This window comes from Mesorhizobium sp. B2-4-7 (assembly GCF_006442685.1).
Classification (GTDB): Bacteria; Pseudomonadota; Alphaproteobacteria; order Rhizobiales; family Rhizobiaceae; genus Mesorhizobium.
In genome coordinates, this window is record NZ_VFVH01000009.1 from 65,533 (window position 1) to 89,400 (window position 23,868).

The 23,868-nt window shown below is 62.8% G+C and carries 25 protein-coding genes and 1 pseudogene; 13 read left to right on the top strand and 13 right to left on the bottom strand.

Going from position 1 to position 23,868, the window contains the following annotated elements:
- Positions 1–21 precede the first annotated feature (21 nt).
- Positions 22–420 carry a hypothetical protein gene (locus tag FJ946_RS22090; protein WP_140498872.1) on the bottom strand — a complete coding sequence of 133 codons (399 nt, stop codon included), beginning with the start codon at positions 418–420 and terminating at the stop codon, positions 22–24.
- A 313-nt stretch (positions 421–733) separates the two neighbouring features.
- Between FJ946_RS22090 and urtA the strand changes: the two genes are divergently transcribed.
- The 6 genes from urtA to FJ946_RS22120 all read left to right on the top strand — a co-directional run bounded on the left by urtA (position 734) and on the right by FJ946_RS22120 (position 6,918).
- Positions 734–2,044 (top strand): urea ABC transporter substrate-binding protein, encoded by a 1,311-nt coding sequence (gene urtA, locus FJ946_RS22095; RefSeq protein WP_140515298.1) that lies wholly within the window; start codon positions 734–736, stop codon positions 2,042–2,044.
- Positions 2,045–2,150: 106 nt separating this feature from the next.
- Complete coding sequence (urtB, locus tag FJ946_RS22100) at positions 2,151–3,767, top strand: urea ABC transporter permease subunit UrtB (protein WP_140564485.1); 1,617 nt, start codon at positions 2,151–2,153, stop codon at positions 3,765–3,767.
- The gene (gene urtC, locus FJ946_RS22105; protein WP_140564486.1) at positions 3,764–4,993 is read left to right on the top strand and encodes an urea ABC transporter permease subunit UrtC; all 1,230 of its coding nucleotides are present in this window, start codon (positions 3,764–3,766) and stop codon (positions 4,991–4,993) included. Before urtB ends, urtC begins: the two co-directional genes overlap by 4 nt.
- Before the next feature lie 6 nt (positions 4,994–4,999).
- Positions 5,000–5,746, top strand: coding sequence for an urea ABC transporter ATP-binding protein UrtD (urtD, locus tag FJ946_RS22110; protein WP_140564487.1), 747 nt, complete (start codon positions 5,000–5,002; stop codon positions 5,744–5,746).
- 69 nt (positions 5,747–5,815) lie between these two features.
- Positions 5,816–6,511, top strand: a complete 696-nt coding sequence (gene urtE, locus FJ946_RS22115; RefSeq protein ID WP_140557767.1) for an urea ABC transporter ATP-binding subunit UrtE — start codon at positions 5,816–5,818, stop codon at positions 6,509–6,511.
- 230 nt (positions 6,512–6,741) lie between these two features.
- Positions 6,742–6,918, top strand: a complete 177-nt coding sequence (locus FJ946_RS22120; protein WP_140498860.1) for a hypothetical protein — start codon at positions 6,742–6,744, stop codon at positions 6,916–6,918.
- Between the two features lie 51 nt (positions 6,919–6,969).
- On the opposite strand, the pseudogene FJ946_RS22125 reads toward FJ946_RS22120, so the two are convergent.
- The 9 genes and pseudogenes from FJ946_RS22125 to FJ946_RS22165 form a co-directional block, all read right to left on the bottom strand.
- A pseudogene (locus FJ946_RS22125) lies at positions 6,970–8,120 on the bottom strand (GGDEF domain-containing protein).
- A 112-nt stretch (positions 8,121–8,232) separates the two neighbouring features.
- Entirely contained in the window at positions 8,233–8,490 is a 258-nt protein-coding gene (locus FJ946_RS31285) for a hypothetical protein (RefSeq protein WP_140564488.1), read from the bottom strand.
- Between the two features lie 138 nt (positions 8,491–8,628).
- Complete coding sequence (locus FJ946_RS22135; RefSeq protein ID WP_140515303.1) at positions 8,629–9,441, bottom strand: DUF72 domain-containing protein; 813 nt, start codon at positions 9,439–9,441, stop codon at positions 8,629–8,631.
- Positions 9,442–9,483: 42 nt separating this feature from the next.
- Positions 9,484–9,954, bottom strand: coding sequence for a GNAT family N-acetyltransferase (locus tag FJ946_RS22140; protein WP_140564489.1), 471 nt, complete (start codon positions 9,952–9,954; stop codon positions 9,484–9,486).
- A gap of 28 nt (positions 9,955–9,982) precedes the next feature.
- The gene (uvrA, locus tag FJ946_RS22145; RefSeq protein WP_140498850.1) at positions 9,983–12,904 is read right to left on the bottom strand and encodes an excinuclease ABC subunit UvrA; all 2,922 of its coding nucleotides are present in this window, start codon (positions 12,902–12,904) and stop codon (positions 9,983–9,985) included.
- A 709-nt stretch (positions 12,905–13,613) separates the two neighbouring features.
- Positions 13,614–13,895: a hypothetical protein gene (locus tag FJ946_RS22150; protein ID WP_140564719.1), complete on the bottom strand. Its 282-nt coding sequence runs from the start codon at positions 13,893–13,895 to the stop codon at positions 13,614–13,616.
- Positions 13,896–13,992: 97 nt separating this feature from the next.
- A complete protein-coding gene (locus tag FJ946_RS22155) occupies positions 13,993–14,598 on the bottom strand; it encodes an ATP-dependent Clp protease proteolytic subunit (RefSeq protein WP_140498846.1) in 606 nt (201 codons plus the stop codon).
- Positions 14,599–14,629: 31 nt separating this feature from the next.
- Entirely contained in the window at positions 14,630–15,133 is a 504-nt protein-coding gene (locus FJ946_RS22160; RefSeq protein ID WP_140515306.1) for an SRPBCC domain-containing protein, read from the bottom strand.
- Positions 15,130–15,444 carry a metalloregulator ArsR/SmtB family transcription factor gene (locus tag FJ946_RS22165; protein WP_140515307.1) on the bottom strand — a complete coding sequence of 105 codons (315 nt, stop codon included), beginning with the start codon at positions 15,442–15,444 and terminating at the stop codon, positions 15,130–15,132. The genes FJ946_RS22160 and FJ946_RS22165 overlap by 4 nt, the downstream gene beginning before the upstream one ends.
- 236 nt (positions 15,445–15,680) lie before the next feature.
- On the opposite strand from FJ946_RS22165, the gene FJ946_RS22170 reads away from it, so the two are divergent.
- From FJ946_RS22170 to FJ946_RS22180, 3 genes are read left to right on the top strand one after another with little or no spacing between them, the layout of a single operon-like run.
- Entirely contained in the window at positions 15,681–16,193 is a 513-nt protein-coding gene (locus FJ946_RS22170) for a single-stranded DNA-binding protein (RefSeq protein WP_140498840.1), read from the top strand.
- A gap of 40 nt (positions 16,194–16,233) precedes the next feature.
- A complete protein-coding gene (locus tag FJ946_RS22175; protein ID WP_140525355.1) occupies positions 16,234–16,647 on the top strand; it encodes a DUF2306 domain-containing protein in 414 nt (137 codons plus the stop codon).
- 22 nt (positions 16,648–16,669) lie between these two features.
- Positions 16,670–17,095: an OsmC family protein gene (locus FJ946_RS22180; protein WP_140498836.1), complete on the top strand. Its 426-nt coding sequence runs from the start codon at positions 16,670–16,672 to the stop codon at positions 17,093–17,095.
- 5 nt (positions 17,096–17,100) lie between these two features.
- On the opposite strand, the gene FJ946_RS22185 is transcribed toward FJ946_RS22180, so the two are convergent.
- Together FJ946_RS22185 and FJ946_RS22190 are read right to left on the bottom strand one after the other, a co-directional pair.
- On the bottom strand, positions 17,101–17,730 hold the full coding sequence (locus tag FJ946_RS22185) for a MarC family protein (RefSeq protein ID WP_140498833.1): 630 nt from the start codon (positions 17,728–17,730) through the stop codon (positions 17,101–17,103).
- A gap of 173 nt (positions 17,731–17,903) precedes the next feature.
- Entirely contained in the window at positions 17,904–18,440 is a 537-nt protein-coding gene (locus tag FJ946_RS22190) for a hypothetical protein (protein WP_140564490.1), read from the bottom strand.
- 87 nt (positions 18,441–18,527) lie between these two features.
- On the opposite strand from FJ946_RS22190, the gene FJ946_RS22195 reads away from it, so the two are divergent.
- Together FJ946_RS22195 and gyrA are read left to right on the top strand one after the other, a co-directional pair.
- The gene (locus FJ946_RS22195; RefSeq protein ID WP_140564720.1) at positions 18,528–19,358 is read left to right on the top strand and encodes an AraC family transcriptional regulator; all 831 of its coding nucleotides are present in this window, start codon (positions 18,528–18,530) and stop codon (positions 19,356–19,358) included.
- Positions 19,359–19,541: 183 nt separating this feature from the next.
- Positions 19,542–22,340, top strand: a complete 2,799-nt coding sequence (gyrA, locus tag FJ946_RS22200) for a DNA gyrase subunit A (RefSeq protein WP_140498829.1) — start codon at positions 19,542–19,544, stop codon at positions 22,338–22,340.
- 67 nt (positions 22,341–22,407) lie between these two features.
- Here gyrA and FJ946_RS22205 read toward each other — a convergent pair whose 3' ends face one another.
- Positions 22,408–22,560, bottom strand: coding sequence for a hypothetical protein (locus tag FJ946_RS22205; RefSeq protein ID WP_140498827.1), 153 nt, complete (start codon positions 22,558–22,560; stop codon positions 22,408–22,410).
- 194 nt (positions 22,561–22,754) lie between these two features.
- Here FJ946_RS22205 and coaD point away from each other — a divergent pair, with 194 nt between their 5' ends.
- Complete coding sequence (coaD, locus tag FJ946_RS22210) at positions 22,755–23,255, top strand: pantetheine-phosphate adenylyltransferase (RefSeq protein ID WP_140498825.1); 501 nt, start codon at positions 22,755–22,757, stop codon at positions 23,253–23,255.
- A gap of 110 nt (positions 23,256–23,365) precedes the next feature.
- Complete coding sequence (locus FJ946_RS22215; RefSeq protein ID WP_224518951.1) at positions 23,366–23,860, top strand: peptidylprolyl isomerase; 495 nt, start codon at positions 23,366–23,368, stop codon at positions 23,858–23,860.
- The last annotated feature ends 8 nt before the right edge of the window (positions 23,861–23,868 follow it).

Below are 23,868 nucleotides of genomic sequence, written 5' to 3' on the forward strand. Positions count from 1 at the left end.
CCGCGCCATTTTTCTCGACTTTCAGCCCTTGGTGCAGGTCGAGGCGGTGAAGGCGCCGTCGGGCTGTCTCATGATGATGTCGAACGAGGGCGGGCCCTGACCATCCAGAGTTGCCTGAGTGAGGGACAACGAGTTGCCGCCGGCGGTGTAGCCGCCGAGCGGTCCCAGCCAGGAGATCACCCCATTTGCGTCCATCTGGTAATTGTAGCCCTGCTGGGCGGTCCCGAAGGTGACTGGGCCGGTATAGACGTTTCCCTTGATGGTGATGTCGCCGAGGTTGAGGAACATGCCGAGCAGGTAGACCTCGCAATGATAAATGCCGTCGGGCATCTTGCCGTCGCTGAAGTCGGCTCGCGCCGCCCCGGTCGCCGCCGCCAGAAACAATAGGCCGGTAGAGATGCGTGAAATTCCGGATGCCATGACGTCGCTCGGTTAAGGGGCGAACTTGCCCCATTTGTGTGCCGTACCGCAATATTTGTCGCGTGCGGCCCGCGTCCGGAGATCAAAATCTAGGCATTTGGAGAAATTGGACGAAAATTAGGCAAAAACCGTGTGCGCTGCGCAAATTTCCCTCAACCAATTTTTAACCGGCCCTCACGCTTTCTCTAAGCACGATATGTCAACCCACTGATAATATTGAGCATTAACTCCTTCCACGAAACCGCCTCGGCGATTGGCATGGGGGTTGCTTCGTAGTGTTGCGTTGCAATCAATCAGCTTGGGAGTGTCAGGCATGAGGGGTAATTTCTCGACAATAACAAAAATGTTTTCGGCGGGCGTGGTCGCTGCCGGCCTGTCGATGTCGGCGCCCGCCAAGGCGGCCGACGACACGATCAAGGTCGGCATCCTCCATTCGCTGTCCGGCACGATGGCGATTTCGGAGACGACGCTGAAGGATGCCATGCTGATGCTCATCGACGAGCAGAATGCCAAGGGCGGCCTGCTCGGCAAGAAGCTCGAAGCGGTCGTCGTCGATCCGGCGTCCAACTGGCCGCTCTTCGCCGAGAAAGCGCGCGAGCTGATCTCCAAGGACAAGGTCGCGGCGGTGTTCGGCTGCTGGACCTCGGTGTCGCGCAAATCGGTGCTGCCGGTGTTCTCGGAACTCGACAACATCCTGTTCTATCCAGTCCAGTATGAGGGCGAGGAGAGCGAGCGCAACGTGTTCTATACGGGCGCGGCGCCGAACCAGCAGGCCATTCCGGCCGTCGACTATCTGATGAGCGAGGATGGCGGCTCGGTGAAGCGATGGGTGCTGGAAGGCACCGACTATGTCTATCCCCGCACCACCAACAAGATCCTCGAGGCCTATCTGAAGGCCAAGGGCGTCGCGGCGGAAGACATCATGGTCAACTACACGCCGTTCGGTTTCTCGGACTGGCAGACCGAAGTCTCGGCAATCAAGAAGTTCGGTTCGGCCGGCAAGAAGACCGCCGTCGTCTCCACCGTCAACGGCGACGCCAACGTGCCGTTCTACAAGGAACTGGGCAACCAGGGCATCAAGGCCGAGGACATCCCGGTCATGGCCTTCTCGGTCGGCGAGGAGGAGCTTGCCGGTCTCGACACGGCGCCGCTGGTCGGCCATCTCGCCGCCTGGAACTACTTCGAGAGCGTCGACACGCCCGAGAACAAGAAGTTCATCGCCGACTGGCACAAGTTCATCAAGAACGACAAGCGCACCACCAACGACCCGATGGAGGCCCACTATATCGGCTTCAACATGTGGGTGAAGGCGGTCGAGAAGGCCGGCACCACCGATCCGGACAAGGTGATTGACGCCATGGTCGGCGTCTCGGTGCCGAACCTGACCGGCGGCTATTCGACGATGATGCCGAACCATCACATCACCAAGCCGGTGCTGATCGGTGAAATCCAGGCCGACGGCCAGTTCGAGACGGTCTCGCGCACGGCGGGGCTGGTGATGGGCGACGAGTGGTCGGATTACCTGCCCGACTCCAAGGACTTGATCTCCGATTGGCGGGCGCCTCTGTCCTGCGGCAACTTCAATGTCGCCACCGGCAAATGCGGCGGCAAGGGCACAAACTGATCCTCCCGGGCTGGACCTTCAGGTCCATGCCCATGACCGCGAGCGTCCGGACGGTTCCTTCGCCGTCCGGACGTCCAACTCAACCCTGAAGAGTCGCCTGACGCCGATGAACCTTTTCCGCGCACTTGGCCTGACACTGCTGTTCTTGCTGGCGACGCTGTCGTCATCGGGCGCCGGCGAAGCCGATCTGCGTGGCATCATCGCCAAGTTCGCCGCCGCCAAGGGTTTTTCGGAGACGGGAGCTGTCGTTCACGACCTGGCGGCGACCGGCGATCCGGCAGTGGAGCGGCCTCTTGCGGCACTCGCCGATGGCAATCTTTACATCCGCAAGATCGATTCCCTGGTCTTCGTCGGCAAGGAAGGCGGCGAACGGGTCCAGCTTTTCGACCCGCTGAGCGGTGAGCCATCCGGTGAAGCAGCCAAGGACGACATCACCAAGATCAAGGTCAACAACACGCTGCGCCGCACCATCCGCGATGCGCTGGGCACGCTGACGCTTGGCGCCAGGGATCCGGCCGTGCGGCTCGCCGCCGCCGACACCATGTTCAAGACGCCCGATTCCGCAAACATCGAGCCGCTCGACGCTGCGATCGCCAATGAGACGGTCGCCAGTGTCAAGACCTTGCTGGAACAGGCTCGTGCCGCGTCGATCCTGAGCTCGGATCGGCCGGATGCCGACAAGCTCGCGGCAATCGCCCTGATCGGCGCGCGCGGCGACCGCGATGCGGTATCGCTGCTCACCTCGGCAGAGGCCAATGCGTCGGGCGCAGTGAAGGAAGCGGCGACAGCGGCAATCGCCAACATCAATTCGACGCTGGCCCTGTGGGACGCCGGACAGAACATCTGGTACGGCATTTCGCTGGGCTCGGTGCTGCTGCTGGCGGCGATCGGGCTTGCCATCACCTTCGGCGTCATGGGCGTCATCAACATGGCGCATGGCGAGATGGTGATGCTCGGCGCCTACACGACCTTCGTCGTCCAGCAGGTGATCCGTACATCCTTTCCCGGCCTGTTCGACTGGTCGCTGGTGATCGCGCTGCCGCTCGCCTTCCTGGTCGCGGGGCTTGTCGGCCTTGCCATCGAGCGCGGCGTTATCCGCTTCCTCTACGGGCGGCCGCTGGAGACGCTGCTGGCGACATGGGGCGTTTCGCTGATCCTGCAGCAGGCAGTGCGCTCGATCTTCGGGCCAACCAACCAGGAGGTCGGCAATCCCTCCTGGATGTCGGGTTCGTTCGATGTCGGCCAGCTTGCCATCACCTGGAACCGGCTCTGGATCCTGGTCTTCGCGCTTAGCGTCTTTGCCGTGCTGCTCTATGTGATGAAGCGCACCCCCTGGGGCCTACAGATGCGCGCCGTCACTGCCAACCGCCGCATGGCCGCCTCCATGGGCATCAGGACGCCATGGGTCGACGCGCTGACCTTCGCGCTCGGCTCCGGCATTGCCGGCATTGCCGGCGTGGCGCTCAGCCAGATCGACAATGTCTCGCCCAATCTCGGCCGTGGCTACATCATCGACAGTTTCATGGTCGTCGTCTTCGGCGGCGTCGGCAATCTGTGGGGCACGCTGGTCGGCGCCTTTTCGCTGGGCATCGTCAACAAGTTCCTGGAACCCTATGCCGGCGCCGTGCTCGGCAAGATCGTCGTGCTGGTGCTGATCATCCTGTTCATCCAGAAGCGTCCGCGCGGCCTGTTCGCGCTCAAGGGCAGGGCGGTGGAAGCATGATGTCGGGACGCTTCTTCGCCGCGGGCGCGGACCGCCGCATCGCCATCACCATTTTCATCCTGCTCGGGGCCGCGATCGTCGGCCCTCTGCTCAATCTTGCTGTGTCACCGACGAGCGCCTTCTACGTCCCGCCCTATATCGTGGCGCTGACCGGCAAATATCTCTGCTACGCGCTGCTTGCCTTGGCGCTCGATCTTGTCTGGGGCTATTGCGGCATCCTTTCGCTCGGCCACGGCGCCTTCTTCGCGCTCGGCGGCTACGCGATGGGCATGTATCTGATGCGCCAGATCGGCTCGCGCGGCGTCTATGGCAACCCGATCCTGCCTGATTTCATGGTATTCCTGAACTACAAGGAGCTGCCCTGGTTCTGGACCGGCTTCGACCATTTCTGGTTCGCCGGCCTCATGGTGCTCGCGGTGCCCGGCCTGCTCGCCTTCGTCTTCGGCTGGTTCGCCTTCCGCAGCCGCGTCACAGGCGTCTATCTCTCGATCATCACACAGGCGATGACCTATGCGCTGCTGCTCGCCTTCTTCCGCAACGACATGGGCTTCGGCGGCAACAACGGCCTGACCGATTTCAAGGACATTCTGGGCTTCAACATCCAGGCCGACGTGACCCGCTCGGCGCTGTTCGCGGCCAGCGCGGTGATGCTTGCGCTCGGCGTCTTCGTCACCTGGGCGATCGTCGGCTCCAAATACGGCAAGCTGCTGATGGCGGTGCGCGATGCCGAAAGCCGCACCCGCTTCCTCGGCTGGCGGGCTGAGAATGTGAAGTTGTTCGCCTTCACGGTTTCAGCTGTCATGGCCGGCGTCGCGGGCGCGCTTTACGTGCCGCAGGTCGGCATCATCAATCCGGGCGAATTCGAACCCTCCAATTCGATCGAGGTGGTGATCTGGGCCGCGGTCGGCGGGCGCGGCACCATCATCGGGCCGATCATCGGTGCGCTGCTGGTCAACGCCGGAAAATCCTGGTTCACCGGCGTGCTGCCTGAACTGTGGCTGTTCGCACTCGGCGGCGTGTTCGTCGCCGTGACGCTGCTCTTGCCGAAAGGCATCATCGGCATGTGGGATAGCTGGCGCGGCAACGCCAAGGCACTGCGCGCGGCATCGTTGGCCGAGGAGGCCGGCGCCGATGGTGAAATCGCGCCGTCCAAAGTCGTGCAGGCGGCGGCCAAAACACCCGGCGAATGGTCCTCGTCCAGCCTCGAACCACAGCCGGCGGAGTAACGAGCGATGTCGAAGTCGAACACCATTCTCTATCTCGACGGCGTCTCGGTTTCCTTCGACGGCTTTCGCGCCATCAACAATCTGTCGCTGGTGCTCGACAAGGGCGAGATGCGCGCCATCATCGGCCCCAACGGCGCCGGCAAGACCACGATGATGGACATCGTCACCGGCAAGACACGGCCCGACGAGGGCGAGGTGTTCTTCGACGGCCAGGTCGATCTCACCTGCCATGACGAGGCCGAGATCGCCATGATGGGCATCGGCCGCAAATTCCAGAAGCCGACGGTTTTCGAAAGCCATACGATCGAGGAAAATTTGATGCTGGCGCTGAAGGGGCCGCGCTCGATCTTTCCGGCGCTGTTCCATCGACGCTCGCCCGCCGAGACGCGGCGGATCGATGACATCCTCGGGACCATCCGGCTCGGCGACAAACGCGACGAGCTCGCCGCCAATCTCAGCCATGGGCAGAAGCAGTGGCTGGAGATCGGCATGCTCCTGGCGCAGGACCCGAAGCTGCTGCTGGTCGACGAGCCGGTCGCCGGCATGACCGACGCCGAAACCGAGGAAACCGCGCGCCTGCTCAAGGAGATCGCCCGCGACCATTCAGTGATCGTCGTCGAGCACGACATGCATTTCGTGCGCGAGCTCGGCGTCAAGGTCACCTGCCTGCATGAGGGCTCGGTGCTTTCCGAAGGCACACTCGATTTCGTATCCGCCGATGAACGCGTCGTCGAAGTCTATCTGGGGAGATGAGCATGGTTTGGCGGGTGCAATTCCATCGCTTCGATCTTGCCTTCCTTCGGTTCTGGAGAAGGCGCTGACATGCTCGAAGTTTCCGATGCCACGCTCCACTACGGCGCCGCCCAGGCGCTGCGCGGCGTGTCGCTGAAGGCGGGCGCCGGCAAGATCACTTGCGTGCTCGGCCGCAATGGCGTCGGCAAGACCAGTTTGATGAGATCGATCGTCGGCCACCACAGGCTGACGAGCGGAAGCGTTGCCTTCGAGGGGAAGGCGCTCGACCGGAGCGCGGCGTATGACCGCGCCCGGTCGGGCATCGCATTCGTGCCGCAGGGCAGGGAGATCTTTCCGCTGCTCAGCGTGCGGGAAAACCTTGAATCGGGATTCTCGCCCCTGAAACGGGCCGACCGCAACGTGCCGGCGCATGTCTTCGAATTGTTTCCGGTGCTCAAGCAGATGCTTGGCCGCCGCGGCGGCGATCTCTCCGGCGGCCAGCAGCAGCAGCTCGCCATCGGCAGGGCGCTGGTGATGCGGCCCAAGCTTCTGGTGCTCGATGAGCCGACGGAAGGTATCCAGCCGTCCGTTATCAAGGACATCGGCCGCGCCATCCGCTATTTGCGCGACCAGGCCGGCATTGCGGTTCTTCTCGTGGAGCAATATCTCGACTTCTGCCGCGAACTCGCCGACGAGGTCAACATCATGGACCGCGGCCAGATCGTCCATACTGGTCCTGCGGAAGATCTCGACCGGGCGGATGTCAGGAAGTTCCTGACGGTGTAAATCCATCTCCTGATGAAAGATTGCTCAATCTTTCTTCAACACCCGCTGGCACGCTCAATACTACATGCTAGTCTTCTGATGGCTTTGTGAGTCGGCCGCTTCCGTATCAGTCTGGTTTGTCGCAGATCGAGGTGGGCGACGGGCAAGTTCCGCGCAAGCATGCGTTCCTAGCATCCTCCCTGCGATCTCTGTCGTTCAACGCGTTTGGGCATACAGGCCAAGGGGCAGCCATGGAACGTTACGTCGAGGACTACCAGAAGCGGCGGCTCACAGAGCGCGTCGACATCATCACAGCCATCAACATTCTGAAGTCCCAGGGCTATGACCACGACGAGCTGATCGAGGAGATCACCAAGGTCTTCTATGTCGACCTCGATGCCTTCAATGAAATTGTCATGGCGGCGTAAAAGCCGCATTCGGCCATTCAACAATGATGGGCACGGCATTGATGCGCTTGGTCAGCTAGCGCGCCGGAATGGAGAGGCGGTGACGCGGTTGCGGCCGCCGCGCTTGGCGGCATAGAGCGCCTTGTCGGCGGCGCTGAGCACCTTGTCGAAGCTCAGGCCCTCTTTGGTGCCGAAAGCAAAGCCGGCGCTGACGGTGCACGTCAGGGGACCGTTCTCGGTGTCGATGCGGCGCGCGGCGAACGAGGTCCGTATCGTCTCGGCCGTGTTTTCCACTGTTTCGGGCAAAGTCCGCTTTAGCACCACCGCGAACTCCTCGCCGCCCATGCGCGCGGCGACATCGGTCGGGCGAAGGTTGCCGGCAAGCTCCTTGGCGAACACTTTCAGCACCTCATCGCCCGTCGCGTGGCCGAACTCGTCATTGATGGCCTTGAAGCTATCGAGGTCGAACACGACCACGGCGGTAAAGGCGCCCACGGGAGAATCGCCAAAGAGGTCGAACAGCGCGCGGCGGTTGAGCAGGCCGGTCAGCTGATCCGTCAGCGCGTTGCGGCGGTGATGCCCCGCCAGACGCCCCTGGTTGAGGGCCAGCGACAAGGCGCCGATGCCGGTCATGCTGGGATGACGACGATGAGGCTGAGATCCTCGGCCCAGTTCCTTGGCGCATGGCTCATGATCAGCTTGCCGTCCCATGCCAAAACCGTCGCGCAGAGCAGGAAGGACATGGCGGTCGCTGAATAGAGTGCGGCGGCGCCGATGGTAAGCGCTGGGGCCTCGGCGCGGCCCTTCCAGTATTCGGCGGCGGTTGCGAACAGGAGCAGGGCCGCGAACAGGTTCTCGAACATGAAGCCGAGCCCGTCATAGCCGAGAGCCATGGGCGGCAGCGCCACCGCCAGCGAAATGCCGCTGCCGATTAAAATCCTGGAGACCGGCGAGCCGCCGCTTCTGAATTGGTAGGCGGCGCCCAGCATCATGGAGAAGCCGACCAGCAGCAAGGTGAAGGTGGCGATGCCGAGGCCGCGCCTGGGCGCGTCGATATAGGCGTCATAGGTGAAGACCTCGCCCACCACCAGCAAGGCGCTGAGCGCCCAGGTGAGCAGGAACTTGTCGGTGCGGGCGGTGAGCCATGTGCCGAACAGCGTCAGGCTCAGGCAGGCAGCGGAGAAACCGACCGCCAGCAGAAGTGAGTTGTAGTCGAGCGACATGCCCCTCGTTCCTTGCCCGCGACGACCCTGCAGCCTGACGTTGCTGGAGTCATGACGCAAGGAAGTGTCGATAAGGTTACGATCGCGGCGAAAAAGCCAAGCTTGCACGGCGTTAGAGGACTACCGCCGACAGGAGCAGAACCGCACCGACCGCCATCATCAGCAGACCCGGCCAATTCTGTGACACGCCTAGGAAACCGAGGCCGCGCCGGCGTGGCTCAAGCGTCGGGGCCTGCGTTGCGAGATTGGGCATCCGTCGATCCGAAGCTGCAGGTGCCGGATCGCTGAGCCGTCCACGCCTGAGAGCTGCGCCCGCCATATACACAACGCCGGCGACGATGAGAAACGCACCGATAAGGATGACAGCCATCCTTCCTCGCTTTTCTGCTGGTTTTCCCGCGCGGGAACCCGCCACCAAGGCAAAACGACGATGACGCCTTGAGGTTCCGACAGAGGCTGTTGACGCCGGCAATTCATGCAAATGGAAATAGCCGCAGAGGCTTGCCGCTTAGCTGGTTTCTGTCACTCGCTTCATCAGCGCCATGGCGCCGAAGGGCGCGCGCACCTTGCCCTCGGTGATGAAGTAGACGAACACGTCGCGCGGTTGCACCGGCGCGTCGGTAGCAGGGTCGGCGCGCCGCAAATCGGCCGGCTGCTTGCCTTCCGCCCAGACCTTGGCCCGCGCCGCCCATTCATCGAGGCCTTTTGGCGTGTAGCAGTCGGGATTGTCATCCGAGCCGGTCTGCAGCCGCGCATAGATGAAATCGCCGGTGATATCGGCGATATCAGGATATTTTGCGTGATCGGCATAGACGATGGCCGCCTTGTATTTGCGCGCGAGCGCCGGGAATTCCGGCACGATGAAACTGTCGTTGCGAACTTCAAGCGCGTGGCGCAACGCGACACCGTCTTGGCTTTCCGGCAACAACTTCAGAAAAGCCTCGAAATCGTCGGGATCGAATTTCTTTGTCGGCGCGAACTGCCAAAGGATCGGCCCAAGCTTATCGCCGAGCGCGGCGACGCCGGAGCCAAGGAAACGCATCATCGATTCACCGGCTTCGCCCAGCACGCGGCGGTTGGTGACGAAGCGGTTGCCCTTCAGCGAATAGACGAAACCGTCGGGTGCCTCATTGGCCCATTTGACGAAGGTCGGTTCCTTGAAGCTGGAATAGTAGGTGCCGTTGACCTCGATGCTCGGTACCTGCCGGCTGGCGTATTGCAACTGCTTGGCCTTGGGGAGTTTTTCCGGGTAGAAGGACGTGTCCCACGGCTCGAAGGTCCAGCCGCCCATGCCGGCGCGGATCGTTCCCGATTTGCTCATTGTCGTCCTCCCGTTTCAGAAATCTGGCCGCGTTCAGAAAAATCAGGCCGCCGTGACCTCGTCGACCGGCTTGGCCATGTCGACGAGCACCCATCCTGGCCGATAGGGATTGGGCCGGCGACCCGTTTCGCGATAGCCGTAGGCCAAATAGAGCGCGATGTTGCGCTCCATTTTCGCATTGGTGTAGAGCCGCACCTCCGGCACGCCCCACAGGCGCGCCTGCTGATCCGCATGTTTCAACAATGCGATGCCGAAGCCCTTGCCCTGAAATCCTGGCGCCACCGCGACGGAGAAGATCATCGCGTGGTCTTCGTGCCGCTCCTGGACGATCAGCCCGGCCAGGTCATCGCCGCTCTCCAGCAGCCAGGCCTCGCCGCGTTCGATGCGTGGCGCATAGTCTTCGGTGACCGGGATCGGCGGCGCGCCCAACAGCGCGGTGTAGGGTGCGTAGGCATCCGTGGTCAGAGTCATGACGGCGGTGACATCCGGGGCGAGGGCTTTCCTGATCTTCATTCCGGAGATTCCCAACGCCAGCCCGCCATCACTCCGCTGCTTCGCGCTTGCCTCCGGGGCGTCGCTCCAGCAATTCCTTGAGGAATTGGCCGGTGTAGCTGCGTTTTTCGCGCACGATCGCTTCCGGCGTGCCGGAGGCGACCAGTTCGCCGCCGCCATCGCCACCCTCGGGGCCGAGGTCGAGCACCCAGTCGGCGGTCTTGATCACTTCGAGATTGTGCTCGATGACCACCACCGTGTTTCCCTGGTCGACCAGTTCGTGCAGCACTTCCAGCAGCTTGGCGACATCGTGGAAGTGCAGGCCGGTTGTCGGCTCGTCGAGAATGTAGAGCGTCTTGCCGGTCGCCTTGCGCGACAGCTCCTTGGCGAGTTTTATCCGCTGCGCCTCGCCGCCCGACAACGTGGTTGCCTGCTGGCCGATATGGATGTAGCCGAGGCCGACCTGCTTCAGCGTGTCGAGCTTGTCGCGCACACCGGGCACCGCGGCGAAGAAATCAACGCCTTCCTCGACTGTCATGTCGAGCACGTCGGCGATCGACTTACCCTTGAACAGCACGTCGAGCGTCTCTCTGTTATAGCGCTTGCCGTGGCAGACGTCGCAGGTGACGTAGACGTCGGGCAGGAAGTGCATCTCGATCTTGATGACGCCGTCGCCCTGGCAGGCCTCGCAGCGGCCGCCCTTGACGTTGAAGGAGAAGCGGCCCGGTTGGTAGCCGCGCGCCTTGGCTTCCGGCAGGCCCGCGAACCAGTCGCGGATCGGCGTGAAGGCGCCGGTATAGGTGGCGGGGTTGGAGCGCGGGGTCCGTCCGATCGGCGACTGGTCGATGTCGATGACCTTGTCGAGGAACTCCAGGCCCTCGATGCGGTCGTGCTCGGCCGGATGCTCGCGCGAGCCCATGATGCGGCGCGAGGCCGCCTTGAAAAGCGTTTCGATCAGGAAGGTCGATTTGCCGCCGCCCGATACGCCGGTGACGGCGGTGAAGGTGCCGAGCGGAATTTCGGCGGTGACGTTCTTCAGATTGTTGCCTCGCGCGCCGACGACTTTCAGGCGGCGGTTCTTCTTCGCCTCGCGGCGAACCGCTGGTGTCGCCACTTCGAGCTCGCCCGAAAGGTATTTGCCGGTGATCGAATTCGGGTTGGCCATCACCTGCTGAGGCGTGCCCTGGGCAATGATTTCGCCGCCATGGATGCCGGCGGCCGGGCCGATGTCGACGACGTAGTCGGCATGCAGGATGGCGTCCTCGTCATGCTCGACCACGATGACCGTGTTGCCGATGTCGCGCAGGTGCTTCAGCGTGTCGAGCAGGCGTGCATTATCGCGCTGGTGCAGGCCGATCGACGGTTCGTCCAGCACGTAGAGCACGCCGGTGAGGCCGGAGCCGATCTGCGATGCCAGCCGGATGCGCTGGCTCTCGCCGCCCGACAGCGTGCCGGAATTGCGCGACAGGGTGAGATAGTCGAGGCCGACGTCGTTGAGGAAGCGCAGCCGCTCGCGGATTTCCTTGAGCACGCGCACGGCGATCTCGTTCTGCTTGTCGTTGAGCTGCGCCGGCAGGTCGGTGAACCACTGGTCGGCCTTGCGGATCGACTGTTCGGTCACTTCGCCGATGTGCTTGCCGGCGATCTTCACCGCCAGCGCTTCCGGCTTCAGCCTGTAGCCACGACAGGCCGGGCAGGGGGTGGCCGACATGAAGCGCTCGATCTCCTCGCGCATCCAGGCGGATTCGGTCTCTTTCCAGCGCCGCTCGAGGTTGGGGATGACGCCCTCGAAGGTCTTGGTCGTCTTGTAGGAGCGCAGGCCGTCATCATACTGGAAGGTGATCTCGCGCTCGCCGGTGCCGCGCAGGATGGCTTCCTGGGCTTCCCTGCTCAAATCCTTGAACTTGTCGCCGAGCTTGAAGCCGTAAGCCTTGCCGAGCGCCTCCAGCGTCTGCACGTAGTAGGGCGAAGTCGATTTCGCCCATGGGCTGACGGCGCCATCGCGCAGCGAGACGTTCTCGTCGGGAACGACCAGATTGGGATCGATGGCGCGCTGGCTGCCCAGCCCGTCGCAGGTCGGGCAGGCGCCGAACGGGTTGTTGAACGAGAACAGCCTGGGCTCGATCTCGGGAATGGTGAAACCGGAGACCGGACAGGCGAATTTTTCCGAGAACAGGATGCGCTCATGCGTCTCGTTCTTCGACTTGTTGACCGAATCCTCGCCCGTCTGACTGGCATCGAGCGGCTTATCGGCGAACTCCGCCACCGCCAGCCCCTCCGCGAGCTTCAGCGCGGTCTCCATGGAATCGGCAAGGCGCGTTGCGAGGTCGCCACGCACGACGATGCGGTCCACGACCACGTCGATGTCGTGCTTGTATTTCTTGTCGAGTGGCGGCACATCAGCGATCTCATAGAAGACGCCGTCGACCTTGACGCGCTGAAATCCCTTTTTCTGCAGCTCGAGCAATTCCTTGCGGTACTCGCCTTTGCGGCCGCGCACGATCGGCGCCAGGATGAACAGGCGCGTGCCTTCCTCGACCGCCAGCACGCGATCAACCATCTGCGACACCGTCTGGCTCTCGATCGGCAGTCCGGTGGCGGGCGAATAGGGTACGCCGACACGCGCGAACAGAAGCCGCATGTAGTCGTATATCTCGGTGACGGTGCCGACCGTCGAGCGCGGGTTCTTCGAAGTGGTCTTCTGCTCGATGGAGATGGCCGGCGAAAGGCCGTCGATCTGGTCGACATCCGGCTTCTGCATCATTTCGAGGAATTGCCGCGCATAGGCCGACAGGCTCTCGACATAGCGGCGCTGGCCTTCGGCATAGATGGTGTCGAAGGCAAGCGACGATTTGCCGGAGCCCGACAGGCCCGTCATGACGATCAGGCTGTCACGCGGCAGGTCGAGATCGACATTCTTCAGATTGTGTTCGCGCGCCCCGCGAATGGAAAGATATTTATGGTCGGCCATTGCCGGTCGCCGCCTCAGATCTGGAATTTGTGGGATCGGCGGGTTTTCCCCGGCCGTCCCCTATGTAGGTATTTTTGCCGCCGCGTCGAGAGACGCCACAATTCTCGACCAAGTCGTTTAACCGTCTTTCGCACGAACGGGCAAGCGGAAAGAACAAAGACCGAACACGCTCCTGACAAAAGCGGTGGAGCAGGCGGCGTGGTTCCCATCAGGGGATATCTCGCTCGATCACATTTTTTCCGATCGGACATCGAGCGGTTGACGTCCCTGGCTGAGGGGAGCAGACTCCACACGTCAATGAAGCCGGCTGTCTTTCGATGGCCTCGCCGCCCAAAGGCGGTCTGCGAGACGCCGCGGGCTATTGCGATCAGTGCTTCTGACGACGATTGTCGCAATGGACACAGGAGTGGAGCATGACGCCACCGGACAGTCCCTTGAGGCTCCAGCAGTGACTGGAGCCGCGGCAGGCATGAATGCCAGGGAGACGCGAGCGCCTTCCGACGTGACCCTGCCGGATGCACCAAAATCAGAGACTACTGGTCGGATCGTCGGCTGAACGCCGCGAAGCATCCGAAATCCAAAGCCGGTAAAACATTCCCGGCGAAAGATTGGATTATAGATCCAGAAAAGCCCCGTCTGTTTGCTAAAAGCACGGCGGGGCTGCTCTTTTGGGGGAACGCGCAGGTACTGACGGCCCGCGACATGTCGGCTACCGCGGCGGTTTGATCCCGCCGGCGCCGACATCGACCGTGATGCTGCCAGAAATCCTGACATCGGTATCGCCGATCTTGAACTGGCCGTTTCCGTTGGCGGGGAAGGCGTCATCGGGTTCGGGCTGCGGGGCCGGCTTGGCGATGCGATAATCGCCGGCCACACCGGGCAGGCTGCCTTTCTGGCTGTCGTCGGCAAAGGCGCCGCCGGCCAGCATGAGCGCACCGGCGACGGCGGTGACGGCAAGGCGCCGAGGTCGGAATGAGCGGCTGTCGATCATCTGCCGGTTATAGCGTCGCCCCGTCGAGGTGGCCAGACCGGCGGTCATCAAATCGCCGGACGGCGGACCGTCGCTCAATTCATCGTGCTTGTGCCGGTCACGCCGCCTTTTTGCGGGTATCGTAGACATGATCGACGAGACCCCATGCCTTCGCTTCCTCGGCGGTCATGAAATAGTCCCGGTCGAGCGTGCGCTCGACCTCTTCATAGGTGCGGCCGCAATGGCGCGCATAGAGCTCAGTCATCTGCCGCTTGGTGCGCAGAATGCCTTCGGCGTGACGCTGGATGTCCGATGCCTGACCCTGGAAGCCGCCCAGCGGCTGGTGCAGGACGAGGCTGGCGTTGGGCAGCGCGATGCGCCGTCCCGGCGTGCCAGCCATCAGCAGGAACGAAGCCATCGAGGCGGCAAAGCCCATGCACACCGTCGACACCGGACAGCTGACATATTGCATCGTGTCGTAGATGGCGAAGCCGCTGGTCACCACGCCGCCAGGCGAGTTGATGTAAAGCGAGATCTCCTTGTCGGGATTATCCGATTCCAGCGACAGAAGCTGGGCGCAGACCAGCGCCGACATGCCGTCGTTGATCTCGCCGTTGATAAAGACGATGCGCTCGCGCAGCAGCCGCGAGAAAATGTCGAAGGCGCGCTCGCCGCGGCTCGACTGCTCGATCACCATCGGCACCAGATTGGCAAAACCGGTCATCGTCTCTCTCCGTTTTTCATGTGTCGGCCACTCAAGCGGCGCGCTGCAGAAGGCAAAATGAATTGGCTGCGGGGCGGCGGCCGGAGGCACGCGCAGCGAATGAAAGCCGGCAGCCGGCGCCTGCCATGGTCACCATGGGCCTGGCGGCGGATGTCGCCGCACGGGCAAAGCCTTCATGGATAATATGCAGATGCGTGCCGCCCGAAACGGTGCGGGCGAGCGTGAAGGTGACGATGCTGTCGAGCGGGTTCCGTTCCTCGTCGGGCCGCGGCTGTTCCCGCCAGGAATAGCGAAGCCTTTTTCCGGGCTCGGCATCGAGGATCTCGCATTCGATCGGCGCATCCGGCCCGGCAAAGGCGAAATTGCTGCCGATCTCAGGATTGATGTCGTTGGGCATCATCCAGGCCGCAAGCAATTCGGGCACGGTCAGCGCCCGCCATACCTTTTCCGGCGGCTCGGGGAGATCGCACTCGAACTCGATCGCGTCGGGGGCGGTCCGCGCAGGGCTTTCGTCGGTCACTGGTGCGTGCGTCATTGGTCCATGTCCTTGAGAACCGTCCTCAGTTTTTCGATGCGCTCGGGCCAGAACGTCCGGTAGCGTTCGATCCAGCCAAGCAGCGGGTCGAGCCCTTGCGGATCGGCGCGGTAATAGGCGTTGCGGCCCGCCCGCCGCTCGACCACCAGGCCTGCGCCGCGCAGCACCGCCAGGTGCTGCGACACAGCCGGCTGCGATACCGTCATGCCGGTGCGCAGCTGCGACACCGTCATCTCGCTGGTGGCGAGGCGTTCATAGACGGCGCGTCGGGTGGGGTCGGCCAGCGCCCGGAAAATTTCCGCTTCGATCATGGCGAAAGCATAAGTCGATACTTATCGATTTGGCAAGCGATGTTTTACGGCCCATATGAAGGGAAGCTGGCGGCTCCGGCATTGCTGCCATTCCTTGACAATGAGCGGCGATGCATATAGGAACGAAAAGAGAACAAAAACCTTGTGGGAAAAGGCAGCCACAGCAGGCAACGGGTGTGCGCAACCTGTAAGGTGCTGCGACAAAAATTTGTTTCGGACGAGCGCGGAGAAGTATCATGGCGGGTAGCGTCAACAAGGTCATTCTGGTCGGCAATCTCGGAGCGGACCCGGAGATCCGCCGCCTGAATTCTGGCGAGCCGGTCGTCAACATCCGCATCGCAACATCGGAAAGCTGGCGCGACAAGAATTCCGGCGAGCGCAAGGAAAAGACCGAGTGGCATAATGTCGTCATCTTCAATGAGGGCATCGCCAAGGTCGCCGAGCAGTATCTGAAGAAGGGCATGAAGGTTTATGTCGAGGGCCAGTTGCAGACACGCAAATGGCAAGACCAGACCGGTGCCGACAAATACACGACGGAAGTCGTGCTGCAGAGATTCCGCGGCGAGCTGCAGATGCTCGACGCGCGCGGCCAGGGCGAAGGCGGCCAGGTCGGCGGTTATTCCGGCGGCGGCAGCCGTGGTTCCGATTTCGGCCAGTCCGGCCCGAACGAAGGCTTCAATCGTGGCGGCGGCGCTCCCAAGGGCGGCGGCGGTTCGTCGCGCGAGCTGGACGACGAAATTCCGTTCTGAGCATCGACACGGCGTGACGGGCATTTGAGGAGAGGGCGCGATGTCGCTCGGACCGCTCCTATCGGCACGTCCTCCGATCCCATGGCATGCGCTCGCGGCCTTTGCCGCGCTGGCGATAGGCGGCGTGCAGCTGGCGCTGCCGAAAGGCACGCTGCGCCACCGCGCGATGGGCTATCTCTGGGCGGCGCTGATGCTGGCCGTCGCCATCTCGAGTTTCTGGATCCAGCAGATACGGCTTATTGGCCCTTTCAGCCCGATCCATCTCTTGTCGATCCTGGTGCTGGTCACGGTGCCGCTGGCGGTCTGGCATGCACGCAATCACCGCGTCGCCAAGCACCGCAAGGCGATGATTGCGTTGTATATCTTTGCACTGGTGGGTGCCGGTGTCTTTACGCTGGTGCCCGGCAGAATCTTGCACGACGTGGTCTTCGGCGTCGCGCAAGCCAGACCGTGATCCCGAGTGGAAGGAATATCAGTTGAAAGCACGCATCAAATGGGTCGAGGAACGCACCTTCGTCGGCGAGTCCGGCACAGGCCATAAGGTCGTACTGGGGACCGCGTTCGGCCCTGAAGGGAGAACGCCGGGGCCGAGCCCGATGGAACTGGTGCTGATCGGCACCGGCGGCTGCTCGGCCTATGATGTCGTCCATATCCTCGAAAAGGGGCGCGAGGCGATCGAGGACTGTGTGGTCGAGCTCGATTCCGACCGAGCCGAGACCGATCCCAAGGTGTTCACCCGCATTCATATGCATTTCATCGTCAAGGGCAGGGCGCTGTCGCCCGACAAGGTGAAGCGGGCGATCGATCTCTCGATCGAAAAATACTGTTCGGCTTCGGCCATGATGTCCAAGACCGCCGCCATTACCCACGATTTCGAAATTATCGACACGACGGCAAAATAAGCGGCCTATGAGGCCATCAGCGCCTTGATGCCGTCAGCCACGAACTGGACGGCAAGTGCCGCCAGGATAACGCCGAGCAGGCGGGTCAGGATCGAACGGCCGGTCTGGCCGAGGATGCGGTCTATGCGCTCCGACAGCACGAACACGAGATAGGTGATGGCGAGGCAGACGAAGATGATGCCGACCAGTGCCGCCTGGGCGCCAAAGCCCTGAAACGAGCCGGAGAGCAGCACAGTCGCCGAAATCGCGCCGGGGCCGGCGATCAGCGGGATCGCCAGCGGGAAAGCGGCGATGTTGTGGATCATGTCCTTGGTGATGGCCACGTCGCCGATCTTCTCCTTACGGTCCTGCCGGCGCTCGAACACCATTTCAAAAGCGATGAAGAAGAGCAAAAAGCCGCCGGCGACACGGAAGGCCGGCAGCGTGATGCCGAACACCGACAGGATCGAGGCGCCGGCAACCGCGAACAGCGCCATCACCAGGAAGCCTATGACCGAAGCGCGGACCGAGACCTGCTGGCGCTCCTCGCGGTTCATGCCGCGCGTTATCGCCAGAAACAGCGGCGCCAGCCCGGGCGGGTCGATGGTCACCAGAATGGTGACGAAGGCGTTGAACAGGCTGTCGAAACTCGGCATCTCTCACCCCTCCCGCCGGGCCGAGCCCGCATCCCGACATTGGTAGAGCAAAGCAGGGACGGAGGAAACCGGCTGGGGAGAGGCGGCTCGCGAACTCTGCGAAAGCCGGCTGGGCCGAGGGAGACGCGAAAGAACGCAGGGAATGCCTGAGTTTGCGTCGCGGGCTTGCTTGATCAGGTACGGCCAGAGCGCCGCGCCAGGAACTCCACTTCGAGCCGCCATGTCGCGCCATTGTCGTGCGAGCGCTCGCCGAGCCAGCGGAAGGAATTTTCGGTTATTCGTGAAAAGCTCCAACGTACGGAGGAACCGGTGCCGTCGGCGCCCACTTGGACAATCGTGTCGCCTTCGGCGCGACCGAGTTGGCGGCTGTAATACTGGTTGCGCGGATCGCTCCAAAAGATATGCCAGGCGTTTGCGCCGGGATCATAGACGCGCAAGGTCGTGCCATAAAAGGTCCATTTGCCGAGAGAGGGCGAGGGGCCGGCATCGCGCGCGGGCAGGATCCAGACGTCCTGGATCGCGCGGCCTTCCAGCACCCAGCCGAAATGCACCTCGCCACGTCCGGTCAACACCGTGCTGTCCTCGAGATGACGGCTGGCATCGAAAGTCCAGGCGCCGACGAAGCGGCCGTAGAGGTCAAGCTTCTCGGCAAAGCCGGGGGCTGGCCCGTCGCTATGCAGGGCTTCGGTAAAAGTGGGCTGGTTGGTCATGGCTGGTGCCTTCATGCTGTCAGGAGACCGCAAGCGATAGGCCGGGGCAGGGTTCTGCGCTTGGGAAAAATTGCTATCTTTCAGGCTATGACGACGAGCGACAGGATCATTGCCTCGGGGCCAGGCTGGCAGGTGTCGGACGTGGTGTGCACGGCCGGCGCCGGCGACCGGCCGTTCGAGGAGGAGCACCGGACGTTCTGCGTCGCCCCGGTGACCAGCGGCACCTTCCGCTATCGCGCCAGCCAGGGCACCGCGATGCTCGCGCCAGGCGCGGTGCTGCTTGGCAATCCCGGCACATGCTACGAATGCGGCCACGAGCACGGCGCCGGTGACCGCTGCCTCTCCTTCCATTTTGCTCCGGCCTATATGGAACGGATCGTTGAAGGCGTGCCGGGCGCCAGGGCGCTGGCCTTCGAGACGCCGCGCTTGCCGCCCTTGCCGGCGCTAATGCCGTTGCTGGCCGAAGCGGAGGCCGCGCGCGATGTGGGCGAAACCGCTGCTTTCGAGGAACTCGGCTTGCGCATTGCCGGCGCAGCTGTCGCCGCAAGCTCAGGGCACACCAAGGTGGCGCGGACACCTAGCGGCCGCGACCAGAAACGGATCGCGGAGGCGGTTCGGCGTATCGAGGTCGATGCCGATCAGCCGCTTTCGCTGGCCGTGCTTGCCCGGGAGACGGCGACCAGTCCGTATCATTTCCTGCGCACATTCCGCCAGATTGCCGGAATGACCCCCTACCGGTTTCTGCTGAGGACCAGGCTGCACCGGGCGGCGGTGCGGCTACGCATTTCGGACGAGGCGATCTCGACCGTCGCCTTCGAGGCCGGCTTCGGGGACCTTTCGACCTTCAATCGCCGCTTCCGGCGCGAAATGGGCGAGACGCCCGGCAGCTATCGCGCCCGCCGCGCGGGCCGCCGCTAACACGAGATGGCGGGCCTTTGCGTCGACGGCTTCGAAAAGCACATCGGCCATATCGTCGCAATCACCGGTATCCTTTTGAAATCACCGCCAAAATCGACACTGGAAAAGTGCCGTCGACATTGGAGTTTCGGCCCGGCTTCCTATATATACGGCAAGTGATTCCTGTTTAGATTGTGATCCGATTTGACCGACCAAAAAACACCGCGCGGCGCCGACGGCGGCCCCACCGGCATCGAGCCGATTTCGATCATCGAGGAGATGCAGCGCTCTTATCTCGATTACGCCATGAGCGTGATCGTCAGCCGCGCGCTGCCCGACGTGCGCGACGGCCTGAAGCCGGTGCATCGCCGCATTCTCTTCGCCGCGCATGAGAGCGGTTATCACTGGAACCGCAAATATGTGAAGTCGGCGCGCCCGGTCGCCGACGTGATGGGTAAATACCATCCGCATGGCGACGCCTCGATCTATGACGCCCTGGTGCGCATGGCGCAGGACTGGTCGCTGCGCGTGCCGCTCATCGACGGGCAAGGCAATTTCGGCTCGATCGATGGCGATCCGCCGGCGGCCATGCGCTACACCGAGTCGCGGCTAACCAAGGTCGCGCATGAGCTGCTGGAGGATATCGACAAGGATACGGTCGATTTCCAGGACACTTACGATGCTTCCGGCAGCGAGCCGAAGGTTCTGCCGGCGCGCTTTCCCAATCTGCTGGTCAATGGCTCGGGCGGCATCGCCGTCGGCATGGCCACCAACATCCCGCCGCACAATCTGGGCGAAGTCTGCAACGCCGCGATCGCCATCATCGACAACCCGGCCATCGACCTGCCGGCGCTGATGGAAATCATTCCGGGGCCGGATTTCCCGACCGGCGGCATCGTGCTCGGCCGCTCCGGCATCTACAGCGCCTATTCGACCGGCCGCGGCTCCATCGTCATGCGCGGCAAGGTCAACATCGAGGCGCGCGGCAATGACCGCGAATCGATCATCATCACCGAGGTTCCCTACCAGGTGAACAAGTCGTCGATGATCGAGAAGATGGCCGAACTGGTGCGCGACAAGCGCATCGAAGGCATTTCCGACATTCGCGACGAGAGCGACCGCCAGGGCTATCGGGTCGTCGTCGAGCTGAAGCGCGACGCCGTGGCCGACGTCATCCTCAACCAGCTCTATCGCTTCACGCCGCTGCAAACCTCTTTCGGCGCAAACATGGTGGCGCTGAATGGCGGCAAGCCCGAACTGCTGACGCTGACCGACATGCTGAGGGCATTCGTGTCCTTCCGCGAGGAGGTGGTCACCCGGCGCACGAAGTTCCTGCTGCGCAAGGCGCGCGACCGGGCCCACGTGCTGGTCGGCCTCGCAATCGCCGTCGCCAACATCGATGAAGTGATAAAGCTGATCCGCACCGCGCCGGACCCGCAGACGGCGCGCGAGCAGTTGATGGAGCGGCGCTGGCCGTCCGGCGACGTCGAATCTCTGATCCTCCTGATCGACGACCCGCGCCACCGTATCAACGAGGACGGCACCTACAATCTGTCCGAGGAACAGGCGCGCGCGATCCTGGAGTTGCGCCTGCAGCGCCTGACCGCTCTCGGCCGCGACGAAATCGCCGACGAGTTGAACACGATCGGCGCCGAGATCGTCGATTATCTCGATATCCTGTCGTCCCGCGCCCGCGTCCAGCAGATCGTCAAGGACGAGCTCGCGGCCGTGCGCGACGAATTCGGCACACCGCGCCGCACCGAGCTGAGCGAAGGCGGCGCGGATATGGAAGACGAGGACCTGATCCAGCGCGAGGACATGGTCGTGACGGTGAGCCATTCCGGCTACATCAAGCGCGTGCCGCTGTCGCTCTACCGGGCGCAACGCCGCGGCGGCAAGGGCCGCTCGGGCATGTCGACCAAGGAAGAGGATTTCGTCACCCGCCTGTTCGTGGCCAATACGCACACGCCGGTGCTGTTCTTCTCCTCGCGCGGCATCGTCTACAAGGAGAAGGTCTGGCGCCTGCCGATCGGCAATCCGCAGTCACGCGGCAAGGCGCTGATCAACATGCTGCCGCTGGAGCAGGGCGAGCGCATCACCACAATCATGCCGTTGCCGGAAGATGAGACGAGCTGGGGCGAGCTCGACGTGATGTTCGCCACCACGCGCGGCACGGTGCGCCGCAACAAGCTCTCTGACTTCGTCCAGGTCAACCGCAATGGCAAGATCGCCATGAAGCTGGAGGAGGAGGGCGACGAGATCCTCGGCGTCGAGACCTGCACCGACAATGACGACGTGCTTCTGACCGCCAGCTCCGGCCAGTGCATCCGCTTTTCCGTCGGCGATGTGCGCGTCTTCCAGAGCCGCAACTCGGTCGGCGTGCGCGGCATCGCCATGGCCGAAACCGATCGCGTCATTTCGATGGCTGTCATCGAGCATGTCGATGCGCCGCCGGCCGAACGCGCCGCCTATCTGAAGCGCGTGGTGGCCGAACGGCGCCTGGCCGCTGGCATCCCGGCAGGCGAGGAGGAAGAGATCGCGTTGACCAACGAAGAGGTCGGCGAGGAGGCGGAGCTGTCGGACGAGCGCTACGAGTTCCTCAAGGCGCATGAGCAGTTCGTGCTGACGGTGACGGAATACGGCTACGGCAAGCGCTCATCGTCCTATGATTTCCGTCTGACCGGACGCGGCGGCAAGGGCATTCGGGCCACCGACGTGTCGAAGACGGCCGAGATCGGCAGGCTGGTGGCAACCTTCCCGGTCGGCAATGACGACCAGATCATGCTGGTGTCCGACGGCGGTACCGTTATCCGGGTGCCGGTCAATGGCATCCGCTTCGCCAGCCGCGCCACCAAGGGCGTGACCATTTTCAACACGGCGGAAGGCGAGAAGGTGGTTTCGGTCGAGCGGATTTCCGAGCCGCAATCGGACGAGGAAGAAATCGTCGAGGTTGGTGCCGAGATCGATCCGGCGGCCGATGCCGGCCCGGATGATGCGCAATAAGTCTGGCTTGGACAGACATGGCAACGCCGGCCAATCGGCCGGCGCGTCGCAACAAATTCAGGCTAATTCAATAGTGACGGTGAGGCTTGCGGGGGCCGAACCCTTCGAAGCGTTTGGCGTTGGTCTTGATGCGGACGCGCTGGGCCTCCTGATGCAGCCCGAATACAGTGGCGATCAGCATGGCGACGGTCATTGCAGTGGCGAGCATGTAGATCAGCATGTGCGTGTTCTCCTGCGCTCTACAACGCTTACATGGGACTTTGGTTTCATCTTCTTAAAGGGGCAAGGTAGTGAACGCTGCGTGAAGCGTTCGTGATCGGCGCATTCATCTGTCGTTCATCCCTGCAAAAAGGTTCAAGGGGATCGCATCAATGAGATTTGCCTTCCGTCCGCGCGCCCGTTAGAAGCACCGGCATGACCGAGCGCATCGCCCTTTATGCCGGCTCCTTCGACCCGTTGACCAACGGCCATCTCGACGTGCTGAAGGCGTCGCTGGCCGTGGCGGACATCGTCTATGCGGCGATCGGTATCCATCCCGGCAAGAAGCCGCTGTTTTCCTTCGAGGAGCGGGTCGAACTCATCGAGGCCGCGACCAAGGCCGAATTCGGCCGCGACGGCACACGCATCAAGGTGGTCGCCTTTGACGGGCTGGTCATCGATGCGGCCAGGAAACAGGGAGCCTCGATCATGATCCGCGGCCTGCGCGACGGCACCGATCTCGACTACGAGATGCAGATGGCCGGCATGAATGAAACAATGGCGCCTGAGCTGCAGACGGTTTTTCTGCCCGCCAGCCCCTCGGTCAGAACCATTACCGCCACACTTGTGCGCCAGATTGCCTCGATGGGCGGCGACATTCGCCCCTTCGTGCCGGCCGCCGTTGCCGGTGCGCTCACCGCTAAATTCGCAAAATAGGTTTCTCGGAGAAGACCATGCAGCTGAAAAAGCTCGCCTCGTTCCTCGTCGTGCTTGCCGGTCTCGTGACCGCATCGGTCTCAGCCTATGCCGCCGACCCGGAAAACACCATGATCATAACGTTGAAGGACGGCGACGTGACCATTGCACTGCGTCCCGATCTCGCGCCCAAGCATGTCGCGCAGATCAAGAAGCTGGTGCGCGAGCATGCCTATGACAACGTCGCCTTCCACCGCGTCATCGACGGCTTCATGGCGCAGACAGGCGACGTCAAATTCGGCAACATGAACAAGGGCTTCAACGCCCAGGCTGTCGGTACCGGCGGCTCCGACCTGCCGGACCTGCCGGCGGAATTCTCGCAGACCGAGCACTACAAGCGCGGCGTGGTCGGCATGGCACGCTCGCAGGATCCGAACTCGGCAAACTCGCAGTTCTTTATCATGTTCGCGCCGGCGCCGCCGCTCGACGGCCAGTACACCATCGTGGGCAATGTCGTCAGCGGCATGGAACTCGTGGACCACATCAAGAAGGGCGACGAGGCCGACAACGGCACGGTCACCGATCCCGACCGGATGATCAAGGTGCGCATCGCCGCCGACAAATAGTTCTGTTT